We start from the raw sequence: 13030 nt of genomic DNA, 5'->3' as shown, positions 1-13030 counted from the left end.
GTCGTCTCCTCGACACACACCGGCCTGGCGGATCTACAGAGCCGACGCCTTCCGGTACGGCAGCACCTCGTCGATGATGCCGTACGCCTTGGCCTCCTCGGCGGTCAGGATCTTGTCCCGCTCGATGTCGGCCCGGATCTGGTCGGGGTCCTTGTTCGTGTGCTTGGCCAGGATGACCTCCATCTGGCGCCGCACCCGCTGGATCTCGTTCGCCTGGATCTCCAGGTCGGAGACCTGGCCGTACGTGCCCTCGGTGGCCGGCTGGTGGATCAGCACGCGCGAGTTGGGCAGCGCGTAGCGCTTGCCCGGCGTGCCGGCCGCCAGCAGCACCGCGGCGGCCGAAGCGGCCTGGCCGAGGCAGTACGTCTGGATGTCCGGGCGGACGAACTGCATGGTGTCGTAGATCGCCATCAGCGAGGTGAACGAGCCACCCGGCGAGTTGATGTACACCAGGATGTCGCGGTCCGGGTCCTCGTGCTCGAGGTGCAGCAGCTGGGCCATCACGTCGTTGGCCGACGCGTCGTCCACCTGCACGCCGAGGAAGATGACCCGCTCTTCGTACAGCTTGTTGTACGGGTTCGACTCCTTGACGCCGTAGCTGGTGCGCTCGACGTACGACGGGAGGATGTACCGCGACTGGGGGATGTTCGGGGCCCGGAAGTCACCCGGGAGCCGGAAGTTGCTCATGATCGAGTCTCCTGTGTGCTTCGCGCTCAGTTGCCGGGACGGGCGATGTCGCGGGTGAGGACGTGGTCCACGAAGCCGTAGTCCTTCGCCTCCTGCGCGGTGAACCAGCGGTCGCGGTCGCCGTCCTTGATGATCTGCTCGACCGTCTGCCCGGTCTGGTCCGCGGTGATCCGGGCCAGCTCCTGCTTCCACTTGTTGAACAGGTCGGCCTGGATCGCGATGTCCGACGCCGTGCCGCCGACACCGGCCGAGGGCTGGTGCATCAGGATCCGCGCGTGCGGGAGGGCGTAGCGCTTGCCCGGCGTGCCCGAGGAGAGCAGGAACTGCCCCATCGAGGCCGCCATGCCCATCGCGTAGGTCGCGACGTCCGGGCGGATCAGCTGCATGGTGTCGTAGATGGCGAACCCGGCGGTGACCGAACCACCCGGCGAGTTGATGTAGAAGCGGATGTCGGACTCGGCGTCGTCGGCGTCGAGCAGCAACAGCTGCGCGGTGATCCGGTTGGCGATCTCGTCGTTGACCTCGGAACCGAGGACGACGATGCGCTCCTGGAGCAATCGCTCGAAGACCGAGTCGGTGAGGGTGAGCCCTGCGGTGCCGGTCCGCGCCTCGGGCGTGTGCTGCGTCACGTCTGCCTGCCTTTTCGCCGGCGGCGACCCGGTGCTGACGGCCGCCGCTGTCGTTTCAGATGCTTGAGATCTTGTATCCGACCCTAACGAACTCGGGCGGTGCAGAATGCCTGACACCGCCCAAGTTCGCTCACAGCTTCACTCCGCCGGAGTCTTCGCCGCCTCGTCGGTGACCTGCGTCTCCTGAGTTGCCTCGTCGCCGGCCGGCTCGTCGCCGCCGAACAGCTCCGAGAGGTCGACCTCGGCACCCGAGCCGTCGGTGACGACCGCCTTCCGGACCACGGAGGCGAGCGCCTTGCCGCGGCGGACGTCGGCGTAGATCGCGGTCAGCTGGCCGGACTGCTGGGCACGCTGGACGTACTCGTCCGGGCTGATCCCGAAGCGCTGGGCCTGGTAGATGATCCGCTCGGTCAGCTCGCCGTCGTTGACCGAGACCTGCTCCTTGTCGGCGATGGTGTCCAGCAGCAGCTGCGTGCGGACGGCCTTCTCCGACTCGGCGCGGGTCTCGGCGTCGAACTCCTCCACCGTGCGGCCTTCGGCCTCGAGGGCCTGGGCGAACTGGGCCTCGTCGTGGTCGAACGGGTGGATCGCGTCGTGCTTGCGGTTCTCGATCTCGGAGTCGAGGACCTTCTCCGGGATCGGCACCTCGGTGCGCTCCAGGAGCTCGTCGAGCACCTTGTCGCGGGCCTGGACGCCCTGCTGCATCTTCTTGACGCGGGCGAGGCGCTCGCGCAGGTCGCCCTTGAGCTCGTCGATCGTGTCGAACTCACTGGCCATCTGGGCGAACTCGTCGTCGGCCTCGGGCAGCTCGCGCTGCTTGACCGACTGGACGGTCACGGTCACCTCGGCGTCCTTGCCGGCGTGGTCGCCCGCGACGAGCTGGGTGGTGAACGTCTTGGTCTCGCCGGCGTTCGCGCCGACGATCGCCTCGTCGATGCCGTCCACGAGCTGGCCGGAGCCGATCTCGTAGGACAGCCCGGTGGTGGCGGCCTCCTCGACGGCCTCGCCGTCGACGGTCGCGGCGAGGTCGATCGAGACGAAGTCGCCGGTCTCGGCCGGGCGCTCGACGCCGGTCAGCGTGCCGAAGCGGGCGCGCAGTTCGTCGAGCTGCTCGTCGACCTCCGCGTCGGTCAGCTCGACGTCGTCGACGGTGACCGCGAAGCCTTCGAGGTCGGGCAGCTCGATCTCGGGGCGCACGTCGACCTCGGCGGTGAACTCGAGGACGTCGCGGTCCTCGAGCTTCGTGACGTCGAACTCGGGGTTGCCGAGCGTGCGGACCTCGTTCTCGCGAACGGCCTCGATGTACTTGGCCGGGATGGCCTCGTTGACGACCTCGTCGAGCACCGGGCCGCGCCCGATCCGGCTTTCCAGGACGCGAGCGGGCGCCTTGCCGGGCCGGAAGCCCGGGATGCGCACCTGCTGGGCGATCTTGCGGTAGGCGCGGTCGAAGTTCGGCTTCAACTCGTCGAACGGCACCTCGACATTGATCTTGACTCGCGTCGGGCTCAGCTGCTCGACGGTGCTCTTCAAGGTCTTCTCCTCGAGCGGTAACGATTGTGTAGGACAATCCTGCGGAAATGGCCCCAGGTCACCTGCAGACCGGGACGTCCGAGTCTAGGCCAGTGGCCTGCGCCGCCGGGGCGGGGGCCACCTGCGGCGTCACGGCCGGGGCACGGACCGCGTCACGAGCCGAGCATCCGGCCGATCACCCAGCGCATCTGGCCGCTCGCGTGCTCGGCCGAGCCGCTCGGCTGCACCAGGTGGGACAGCAGCAGCCGCATGAACGCCTCGACCGCCACCGCCCACTCCGATGCCGTCAGCCGCACCTCGGGGTAGCTGCGCGCGAAGATCGCCGCGACCGCGTCGACGGCGCGGCCCAGCACCGCCTCCGGCCGGGAGGTCAGCAGCGGGAGGAAGTCGTCGCCACCACCCTGGGGGCCGCCGAGCGCGATCTGCAGCAGCGGGTTCGCGTGGGCGGCCTCGAGGCTGTGCCGGAACGCGGCGGTGACACCGTCGACGGGACGGCCGGGGTGCGCGGCGACGTCGGCGGTCACGCGCTCGACGAAGCGGTCGGTTTCGCGCAGCATCAACGCCTTGGCGAGCTCGGCCTTGGAGCCGAGTTCGTTGTAGACGGTCTGCCTGCTCACGCCGACCTGGGCGGCCAGCTTGCCCATCGTCACGGCGGCCCAGCCGTCGGCGCGGATGACGTCCGCCGCCGCGTCCAGCAGCTTCGCCCGGGTGCGCGCCGGGGCCGGGTGGGTGACCGCCTTCACACCGTGAGCTTACCCGTGGCTTCCGTTCCGCTGGCCGACACCTTTTTTCGAAGCCTGCCGTAACGTTTACAAACCCCGACGAGTTGTCTACGGTGACTCCCGCCTGGCCAGGAGCTTCTCGACCGAGGAGACCGCTCGATGCCCGCTGTCGATACCCAGCCGCGTGGCTCCGGGAACTCCCCGTCGCCCGCGGCCGGCGGGCCGGCTTCGCGTCCGGTGCCCTCGCCCCGCATCCCGCTCCCGCGCGTCTCGGTGCCGACCCTGCTGCTGTTCGCGGGCGGGCTCGCCGTGTGGGGCACCGCGACCTGGCTGCTGCTGGCCGGGATCGCGCCGCCGGTGTTCACCGTGCCGCTGCACGCGATCGTCACCTTCACCATGTTCACCGTGGTGCACGAGTCGGCCCACCACGCCGCCGGGAAGCTCACCTGGGTCAACGAGGTGCTCGGGCGGCTGGCGATGCCGTTCGTCGCGGCCTACGCGGCCTTCCCGCTGCTGCGGTTCATCCACAGCGAACACCACCGCAACACCAACGCCGACTCCCACACGGACCCGGACGCCTGGACGTCGCAGGGAGCCTGGTGGCAGCTGCCGTTCCGCTGGCTGACCATCGACTTCTGGTACGCGCGCTTCTACACCGCCCGCGTCCACGGCCGGTCGCCGCAGGAGCGGGCCGAGACGATCGTGGTGCTGTCGCTGGCGTTCGCCGCGGCCGCGACGCTGATCGCGGCCGGCCACGGCCGGGAGCTCGTGTTCGGGTACGTGCTGCCGCAGCGGATCGGGCTGGCCCTGCTGGCCTGGTGGTTCGACTGGCTGCCGCACCACGACCTCCCGGCCGCGCAGCCGCGCGACAAGTTCGGCACCACGCGGGTGCGCGTCGGGCTGGAGTGGCTGATGACGCCGATGATGCTGTTCCAGAACTACCACCTGGTGCACCACCTCCACCCCGCCGTGCCGTTCTACCGCTACCTGCGCGCCTGGAAGGACAACCGCGAGGCCTACCTCGCCCGCGACGTCCCGATCATCACGGCGTGGGGCCGCGAGCTGACGACGGCGGAGTACCGCGCGTGGCGGCGGCTGGCCGACGACTTCGGCGCCGACGAGCCCGCGCCGGAACCGCCGCCGCTCGGGCCGAGCCGGTTCCACCGGCTGCGGGTGCGCGAGATCCGGCCGCTGACCGCGGACGCGGTCGCGATCACCTTCTACGTCCCGCCCCAGCTGGCGGCCGAGTTCCGGTTCACGCCGGGTCAGCACGTGGTGGTCCGCGCCGTCCTCGACGGGCAGCCGGTGCGCCGGACGTACTCGATCTGCGCGCCGGCGGGGTCCGGCGAGCTGCGGATCGCGGTGAAGCGGCGCCCGGGCGGCGCGTTCTCCGGCTTCGCGACCACGACGCTGGCGGTGGGCGACTTCCTGGACGTCCTGCCGCCGTCCGGCGGGTTCACGCTCACCCCGGATCCCGCGCGGGCGGCGCACTACGTCGCGCTGGCCGCGGGCAGCGGCATCACGCCGGTGCTGTCCATCGTGGTCAGCGCGCTGGCCGCGGAACCGCACAGCCGCGCGACCTTGCTGTACGTCAACACTTCCGGCGCGACGACGCTCTTCGCGCGCGAGCTGAGCGCGCTCGCCGAGGGATTCGGCGGACGGCTGCACGTCGTCCACTACCGGACCGACGAACGCGACCCGGACCTGCACACCCACCGGCCCCGGCAGTTCGACACGGTCGGCGAGGCCCTCGCCATCTCGCACGAGCGCTACCAGCGCGGCCGGCTCGACGGGACGCGCCTGCGCGCCCTGCTGCAGAACCGCCTGCACCCGGCGAAGGTCGACGAGTGGTTCCTGTGCGGGCCGCGCGGCCTGACGGACCTGGCCCGCCGGACGCTGGCCGACGCCGACGTCCCGGAGGAGAACGTCCACTTCGAGCTCTTCCGCGGCGCGGCGCCCCTGCGTGACCCGGCGGGCACGCCGGCCACGGTGGCCGTGACGCTGGGCGGGACGACGACGTGCGTCCCGGCCGAAGCCGGCGAGACGGTGCTGGACGCCGCGCTGCGGGCCGGGTTCGAGGTGCCGTACTCGTGCACGGGCGGTGCGTGCGGCACCTGCCGGGCCACACTGCTGCACGGCCAGGTCGACATGGACGTCCGCTACGCGCTGACGGTGGACGACGTGGCGGCGGCCCGGATCCTGACGTGCCGCTCCCGCGCGACGACCCCGGAGGTCGCGGTCGACTACGACCGCCGCTGACCCCCGGGACCGCCGCGCCGGGGTCAGCCGGTCTGCGTGGGAGCGCCCGACGGCGGAGTTCCCTGACGGTTGCCCTGCGCCTGGCCGGGACCGGAAGCGCCGTCGGTCACCGAGGTCGCCGTCGCCGACGTGCCGGACTCCGTCGCCACGACCGTCACCGTGTCGCCCGTCGCCAGCCCGGTCGCCTGCGCCGAGGTGATCGTGTACGTCTTCGAGAACCCGTCGTCGCTCTTCGCCGTCAGGGAGGTCGCGCTGAGCGCGGTCACCTCGCCCGTCTGCGTGATCTTCGTGACGTAGCCACCGTTCCCGTCCGAGGTGACGTACTCGCCGTGCAGGGCGGAAGCGAGGCCGGCGCCGCCCGGGCCGCCGGTCCGGCCCGTCATGCCACCCGGGCCGGCCTGGGCGCCCGTGGTCGCGGAAGACGACGAAGCGGCCCAGATCGCCGCTCCCCCGCCCGCCACGATCGCCACCGCGACGGCACCCGCCGCGATCTTCTTGCCCGGCGTCCAGCCCGGCCGCGGCGGCGCGCCCGGTGCGGGCGCCGCGCCCCACGTCTGGTCCGGAGTGGACGGTGCCTGCGGTGTGGTCATCGTGGTGCTCCTTAACGAGATGCTTCGGTGCGATCCACGGTGGAGCCGCTCGCTGTGTGCGCACTGTGCCTGCCGTCAGCCGTTCCTGTGACCGGAGGAAGCGGACATCCGCGACGGGCCGGTCGCCCCACAGCCGCCTCACAGGCAGCACACAACCCGCACACACGGCGCGGACGGACGCTGAACCCATGGCCGCGCGAACCCTCTCGTCGCTCCCCCGCCGCCGGGGGCGCCTTTCGCTGCGCGCGAAGCTGACCGGCTCGATGGTCGTGCTGCTCACCGTGGTGTGCCTGATCGTCGGGGTGGTCAGCGAGTTCGCGCTCGACGTGTTCCTCACCCGTCAGATCGACCAGCAGCTCTCCGCCGCGGCGACGCGCTCGCTGGTCTTCGCGACCAACCCCGGGCGCCAGGACGGCGCGCCGCCGGCCGGCCGGGGCGGCGAGCACCCGCTCGGGCAGAACGTCGGCACGGTGAGCGCCACCTTCGACGGGACCACGAAAGTCCACGACGACAGCATCTCCGAGCGCGGCGTCGGCATGAGCCTCACCCCGGCCCAGCAGGCCGTCATGCTCTCGGTGCCCGCCGACGGCAAGCCGCACGCCGTGTCCTTCAGCGACCTCAGCGACTACCGGCTGATGGCGCTGCCGGTGCCGGGGACGTCCGAGGTCGTGGTCACCGGCCTGCCGATGAAGCCGGTCACCGACACGCTGCTCACGGTCGGGCTGATCCTCTTCGGCGTCGCCGCCGCGGGCGTGCTCGGCGCGGCCTTCCTCGGCGCGTTCGCGGTCCGCCGGACGCTGCGGCCGCTCGACCGCGTCGCGGCCACCGCCGGACGCGTCACCGAGCTGCCGCTCGATCGCGGCCAGGTGGCGCTGTCCATCCGCGTGCCGGAGGCCGACACCGACCCGCGGACCGAGGTCGGCCAGGTCGGCTCGGCACTGAACCTGATGCTCGGCCACGTCGCGCAGGCGCTCGAGGCGCGGCACGACAGCGAGCTGCGCGTCCGCCAGTTCGTCGCCGACGCCAGCCACGAGCTGCGGACGCCGCTGGCCGCGATCCGCGGGTACGCCGAGCTGGCCGCCCGCGGCAGCGCGCTGGTGCCGCCGGACGTGGCGCACTCGATGAACCGCATCCAGTCCGAAGCCGTCCGGATGAGCGCGCTCGTCGAGGACCTCCTGCTGCTGGCGCGGCTCGACGCGGGCCGCCCGCTGGACGTGCGCGACGTCGACCTCACCCGGCTGGTCGCCGACGCCGTCGGCGACGCCCAGGTCGCCGGGCGCGAGCACCGGTGGCTGCTCGCGCTGCCGCCGGACCCGGTGCTCGTCTTCGGCGACGTCCAGCGGCTGCACCAGGTGCTGGCGAACCTGCTGGCCAACGCCCGCACGCACACGCCGCCGGGCACCACGGTGGCGACGTCGCTCGCCCGCTCGGCCGACGGCAGCGCGGTGGTCACGGTGACCGACAACGGTCCCGGCATCGCGCCGGACCTGCTGCCGGACGTCTTCGAGCGGTTCGCCCGCGGCGACTCGTCGCGCTCCCGCACCGCCGGCAGCACCGGGCTCGGGCTGGCGATCGCGTGCGCCGTCGTCGTCGCCCACCACGGCACCATCGAGGTGCACAGCCGCCCCGGCCGCACGGAGTTCTCGGTGCGGCTGCCCGTGGCCGTGCCCGCACAGCGAGTGCACAGCACCGGCACAACGCTGCCCCAGCTGGAGACCGGAAGCTGAGCTCATGACCGCTCTGACATCCGGGGCTTCGCCCCGGGCCGGGGGCTCCGCCACCCGGAGCCCCCGGAAAGAAGCCGCTCTCGCCTCCCGCGAAACCGTTTCGACCCCTTCAGTACCCGCTCGCCCGTCGTGGCATCGGCTCGCGCTCGCCGTGCTGCTGCTCGGGACCGCCGTGCTCTACCTGTGGGGCCTCGGCGCCTCCGGCTGGGCCAACGCCTTCTACTCCGCGGCCGCGCAGGCCGGTTCGGAGAGCTGGAAGGCGCTGTTCTTCGGCTCCAGCGACGCGGCGAACGCGATCACCGTGGACAAGACCCCGGCCGCGCTGTGGGTGATGAGCCTGTCGGCGCGGGTGTTCGGCGTCAACGCGTGGAGCATCCTGGTGCCGCAGGCGCTGATGGGCGTCGGCTCGGTCTGGCTGCTGCACGCGACGGTCAAGCGGACCTCCGGCCCGGCGGCCGGGCTCGTCGCGGGCCTCGTGCTGGCGCTGACCCCCGCCGCGGCGCTGATGTTCCGGTTCAACAACCCGGACGCGCTGCTCGTGCTGCTGCTGGTCGCGGGCGCCTACTGCGTGGTCCGCGCGCTCGAGAAGGCGAGCCCGAGGTGGCTGGCGCTGGCCGGCGTCGCGGTCGGGTTCGGCTTCCTCGCGAAGATGCTGCAGGCGTTCCTGGTGCTGCCCGCGTTCGCCGTGGCGTACCTGGTTGCCGCGCCGGTCTCGCTCGGCAAGCGGCTGCTGCACCTGCTCGGCGCGCTGGCGGCGACGCTGGTCGCGGCGGGCTGGTACCTGGTGGTCGTCGCGCTGTGGCCGGTGGCCGACCGGCCGTTCATCGGCGGGTCGCAGACGAACTCGCTGTGGGAGCTGGTCTTCGGCTACAACGGCTTCGGCCGCATCACCGGCGACGAGGTCGGCAGCGTCGGCGGCGGTGGCGGCCGCGGCTGGGGCTCGACGGGCCTGACCCGGCTCTTCGGCAGCGAAATGGCGGGCGGCATCGCGTGGCTGATCCCCGCGGCGCTGCTGGCCCTGGGCGCGGGCCTGTGGTTCACCCGCCGCGCCCCGCGCACGGACCGGTCGCGGGCGGCCCTGCTGCTGTGGGGCGGCTGGCTGCTGGTGACGGCGCTGGTGTTCAGCTACATGGGCGGGATCATCCACCCGTACTACATGGTCGCGCTGGCGCCGGCGATCGCGGCGCTGGTGGGCACGGCGGCGGTCCAGCTGTGGCGGCTGCGGGCGCGTCCGTCGGCGTCCGGCCTGCTCAGCGGCGGCGTGGCGTTGACGGCGCTGACGACGTACCTGCTGCTGTCGGGATCGTCGTGGCAGCCGTGGCTGGCGCCGACGGTGCTCGTGGGCGGGCTGCTGGCGGCGGTGGCGCTGTTCTTCGCGTCCCACCTGACCCGCTGGGCGGCTGCTTCGGTCGCGGCGCTGGGGCTGGTCGTGCTGCTGTCGGGCACGGGCGCGTACACCCTGGCGACCGCGGCGACGACGCACAGCGGCGCGATTCCGTCGGCGGGGCCGTCCTCGGGCTTCGGCGGCCGGTTCGGTGGTCCCGGCGGCGGCCCGGGCGGGGGCTTCGGCGGCGGTCGCGGCGGCGGCCCGGGCGCTCTGCTGACCACGACGCTGCCGGGCGCTCAGCTGACGGCGTTGCTGAAACAGGACGCGGCGAAGTACACCTGGACGGCGGCGACGGTCCTCTCGAACGCGGCGGCCGGCTACCAGCTGGCCGGCGGCGCCCCGGTCATGGCGGTCGGCGGGTTCAACGGCACCGACCCGTACCCGACGCTGGCACAGTTCCAGCAGTACGTGGCGAGCGGCCGGATCCACTACTTCCTCGGCGACGGCACGACGATGCAGGGCAGCACCGGCTCGGACGCGGCCCAGCAGATCGCGGAGTGGGTGGCTTCGCACTACCAGTCGTCCACGGTGGACGGCGTGACCGTCTACGACCTGACCGCGACCGCCTGACGCACCGACGAAAGCAGGGTGCGGGCCGGATGACCTGGTCAACTCCGTGCCGCCTCCGGCACTATGGAAGTACCCGGAGGAACGGAGCTTCTGCAGATGACCGAGCCCCAGGTATGGCCGGCCCGCTCCGCAGACCTGATTCCGTTCGCCGCGGCGCTCGGCGACGGCGGATTCCTGATCGATCGCTTGATCCGCCAGCGAAACGACCAGGGCGTGCTCTTCCTCGCGTGGCTGGGCACCCGCCCGGCCGGCGCGGTCTATCTGTGGCTGGAGGAAGCCGAAGAACCGCCCATCCGCCGGCACCTGCCGGGCGTCGCCCTGCTCACCCACCTGCAGGTGCACCCCGAGCTGCGCAACCGCGGCGTCGGCGCGGCCCTGGTCGGCGCGGTGGAGCGGCACCTGGCCGGGCAGGGCCACGAGCGGCTCGCCTTGGCGGTCCGCACGGACAACCCGGCCGCGGCCCGGCTGTACCACCGCCTCGGCTACCGGGACTGGGGCCACGGCAAGGTCACCTGCTACGCGCAGCTGACCTTGCCGAACGGCAACGTCGTCGCCGTGCCGGAACGCTGCCACGTCCTGGTCAAAGACCTGGGCGTGACTACGCCGGCACCGCGGGGCGAGCCCAGGACGGTCGGCGCCTCGAGCCGGTGCTGATCCGCCCGTCGATGCCGGGCTGGGCGAGGTGGCCGATGTTCAGGGTCGCCAAGGCACCGTCGATGCCCAGCCCGCCGCGGCGGTCACGCCGCAGTTCGCCGATGTGACGCTGCCAGCGCAGGCAGTCCGACTGCCACGCCTCCAGGTACTGGACGCACAGCTCCGGCGTGATCAGGTGGCTGCGCCCGATCGACGCCTTCAGCGCCGCGACCATCCGGGCCTGCTGCTCCGGCTGGATGGCCGAGGAGCGCACCCGGTCGACGGTCGTGCTGATCATCCGCCGCCGCTCGCGCAGGAACTCGTGCCAGTACCGCTTCGTCGCGTCGGCCAGGCCGCGACCGTTGTCGAGGAGGCCGAACACCCCTTCGGCGAGGGTGTCCCCCAGCTCTTCGCCGCGAGCCCGCCGCGGGTCGTTGTACGGGTCGTAGGGGTACTGCCACGCGGTTCCGGTGACGGCCGACGGCCGCAGCCGCAGGCCGTCGAGGAGGAAGAACCAGTCCTCGTTGTAGATGTTGGGGAAGAACGAGGAGAACGCGGGTTCACCGACGACCAGCGCGCCCCCGCCGATGAACACGTCCTGGACCCCGCCGACGTCGCGGAGTGCGTGGCAGACCACCGAGTTGTCCGGCATCCCGGCGTTCGCGAGCCCGACGACGGGGTGGTCGTCGAGGAGTCCCGCCGCGGCCGCGAGATCACCGGGGTTGGGCAGCTTGATGTCGTCGTCGAGGAAGAGGATCCGCTTCCACCCGGCGAAGGTCGCGATGAGCAGGCCGAGGTTCCGCTTGAGACTGGTGTCGACGGGCCGGTGGAACCGGCTCAGCCGCAGCAGCCGGTCGGTGACGAAGTCGGGCACGACCCCGTCGGGCAGGAAGTCGACGTCGACGGCGGTGACCCGGACGCCTTCCCGCTTGGCGGCCAGCGCCGCGCTCGAGGCGTCGGCTCGCATGCTGCACAGGAGCACGAGGTGGGCGTCGAGGAGCTTGGCCGCGGTGATGGCCTCCTTCAGGTACGCCGCCGGACGCCCGTTGGGCACGATGATGGCGTCGAGGGTCTCGCACGGAGCGCCGGCCGAGTCGAAGTGGTCCAGCAGATCCTGGTGGGACTCGTGGTGCCGCGCGTTCACTCGGCCGCCTCGGACCACTCGAAGAGCCGGTTCTCCTCGACGGTCCAATCGGGAGTCAGCCCGTTGCCCTCGAGCACCAGGACGCGGCTGATGATGCTGAACGACTCCGCGTCGCCGAACCGCTCCCGGACGTAGGCCGTGTTGCGGTCCAGGAACCGCGCGTCCGTAAGCGCTCTGACCGCACCCAGCGTGCCTCGACCGTACATACCATTGCACACGGTCACGGTGCGCTTTCGGTTGAACGGACTTACGCCCCGATAGAACAGCGCCACGTCCTCGAGCAGGTGGTCCCCCGCGTCGAGCTGCGGCTCGATCAGCCTCGACCGGCCGTCCTCCTGGACGCGGAAGCCGCCGTGCGCACCGACGGCTTCGCGCCCGACCTGCTCGACGGGGAGGTCCACCCGCTCGATCACGTCCCGGGTCACGTTGTTGAAGTCGACGCCGCCGAGCAGGACCAGGTGGCTCGTGTAGTCGTCCGCCGTGAGTTCGTCGCTGGTGTGGAAGGTGACCGGGTTGTCGGGGTTGCGCGCCCGGATGTGCCCGAACAGCTCGATCAGGGCGTCGGGATCCGCGTAGGTGTAGAGCGACACGAAGTCGGGGCTCTCGGGATCCGCGTAGCTGAGGTGCTGGCGGAACTGCTCCGGGAGCTGGGCACAGACGATCGTGATCCGCTGGTCCTCCGCGAAGGTCCAGAGGTCGCCCGTGCCGGCCCTCCCCGGGGCCACCTCCTTGCCTTCCCGCAGCCACAGCAATTCGTCCAGCAGGTCCTTGCGCCGCTCCTGCTCTTCGTCCGTCAGTTCTTCGACCGGGAGGACGCGCACGGAGTCGCCGGCCAGCGATCGGCGGGTGGCGAACAAGGTCGCGTAGGCCTCGAGGCGCCGGACCGGCGTGCGGACCGGCTTGTCGGCGTTCTCCCAGGACGAGATCAGCGAGATGCTCACCCCGCCGAGCGCCTGGGCGAGCTGGGCCTGCGTGAGCCCGGCGTCGGGCCAGTGCTCCTCGCGCAGCCCCTTGAGGCGGCGGGCGAGCGCCCGCGGCGCGACTGACGACACAGTCTCCGCCACCCTTCAGTAAATTTCAGTAGTGCCGAGAGTGGCCTGATAGTACTCCCTGTAGCTAAAGTCACGATCGGCGACCCGCGGAAGCAAGGAC

The 13030-nt window shown here is 71.9% G+C and carries 11 protein-coding genes; 4 read left to right on the top strand and 7 right to left on the bottom strand.

Going from position 1 to position 13030, the window contains the following annotated elements:
- Positions 1–33: 33 nt before the first annotated feature.
- The 4 genes from OG738_RS23870 to OG738_RS23855 form a co-directional block, all read right to left on the bottom strand.
- On the bottom strand, positions 34–687 hold the full coding sequence (locus OG738_RS23870; protein WP_329044216.1) for an ATP-dependent Clp protease proteolytic subunit: 654 nt from the start codon (positions 685–687) through the stop codon (positions 34–36).
- Positions 688–713: 26 nt separating this feature from the next.
- Positions 714–1316, bottom strand: coding sequence for a ClpP family protease (locus OG738_RS23865; protein ID WP_329044215.1), 603 nt, complete (start codon positions 1314–1316; stop codon positions 714–716).
- Positions 1317–1454: 138 nt separating this feature from the next.
- The gene (tig, locus tag OG738_RS23860; RefSeq protein ID WP_329044214.1) at positions 1455–2846 is read right to left on the bottom strand and encodes a trigger factor; all 1392 of its coding nucleotides are present in this window, start codon (positions 2844–2846) and stop codon (positions 1455–1457) included.
- A 152-nt stretch (positions 2847–2998) separates the two neighbouring features.
- The gene (locus OG738_RS23855) at positions 2999–3589 is read right to left on the bottom strand and encodes a TetR/AcrR family transcriptional regulator (RefSeq protein WP_329044212.1); all 591 of its coding nucleotides are present in this window, start codon (positions 3587–3589) and stop codon (positions 2999–3001) included.
- Between the two features lie 138 nt (positions 3590–3727).
- Here OG738_RS23855 and OG738_RS23850 point away from each other — a divergent pair, with 138 nt between their 5' ends.
- Positions 3728–5827, top strand: coding sequence for a fatty acid desaturase (locus OG738_RS23850; RefSeq protein WP_329044210.1), 2100 nt, complete (start codon positions 3728–3730; stop codon positions 5825–5827).
- 23 nt (positions 5828–5850) lie between these two features.
- On the opposite strand, the gene OG738_RS23845 is transcribed toward OG738_RS23850, so the two are convergent.
- Positions 5851–6417, bottom strand: a complete 567-nt coding sequence (locus OG738_RS23845; RefSeq protein WP_329044209.1) for a hypothetical protein — start codon at positions 6415–6417, stop codon at positions 5851–5853.
- Positions 6418–6605: 188 nt separating this feature from the next.
- On the opposite strand from OG738_RS23845, the gene OG738_RS23840 reads away from it, so the two are divergent.
- The 3 genes from OG738_RS23840 to OG738_RS23830 all read left to right on the top strand — a co-directional run bounded on the left by OG738_RS23840 (position 6606) and on the right by OG738_RS23830 (position 10755).
- A complete protein-coding gene (locus OG738_RS23840) occupies positions 6606–8144 on the top strand; it encodes a sensor histidine kinase (protein WP_329044207.1) in 1539 nt (512 codons plus the stop codon).
- 151 nt (positions 8145–8295) lie between these two features.
- The gene (locus tag OG738_RS23835) at positions 8296–10101 is read left to right on the top strand and encodes an ArnT family glycosyltransferase (RefSeq protein WP_329044206.1); all 1806 of its coding nucleotides are present in this window, start codon (positions 8296–8298) and stop codon (positions 10099–10101) included.
- 96 nt (positions 10102–10197) lie between these two features.
- On the top strand, positions 10198–10755 hold the full coding sequence (locus OG738_RS23830) for a GNAT family N-acetyltransferase (protein ID WP_329044205.1): 558 nt from the start codon (positions 10198–10200) through the stop codon (positions 10753–10755).
- On the opposite strand, the gene OG738_RS23825 is transcribed toward OG738_RS23830, so the two are convergent.
- Together OG738_RS23825 and OG738_RS23820 are read right to left on the bottom strand one after the other, a co-directional pair.
- On the bottom strand, positions 10700–11878 hold the full coding sequence (locus tag OG738_RS23825; RefSeq protein WP_329044203.1) for a hypothetical protein: 1179 nt from the start codon (positions 11876–11878) through the stop codon (positions 10700–10702). The two genes, OG738_RS23830 and OG738_RS23825, sit on opposite strands and share 56 nt — an antisense overlap.
- On the bottom strand, positions 11875–12930 hold the full coding sequence (locus tag OG738_RS23820) for a helix-turn-helix domain-containing protein (protein WP_329044201.1): 1056 nt from the start codon (positions 12928–12930) through the stop codon (positions 11875–11877). Before OG738_RS23820 ends, OG738_RS23825 begins: the two co-directional genes overlap by 4 nt.
- Positions 12931–13030 lie beyond the last annotated feature (100 nt).

This window comes from Amycolatopsis sp. NBC_01488 (assembly GCF_036227105.1).
GTDB lineage: Bacteria > Actinomycetota > Actinomycetes > Mycobacteriales > Pseudonocardiaceae > Amycolatopsis.
This window is presented reverse-complemented; position numbering and strand designations above follow the sequence as displayed.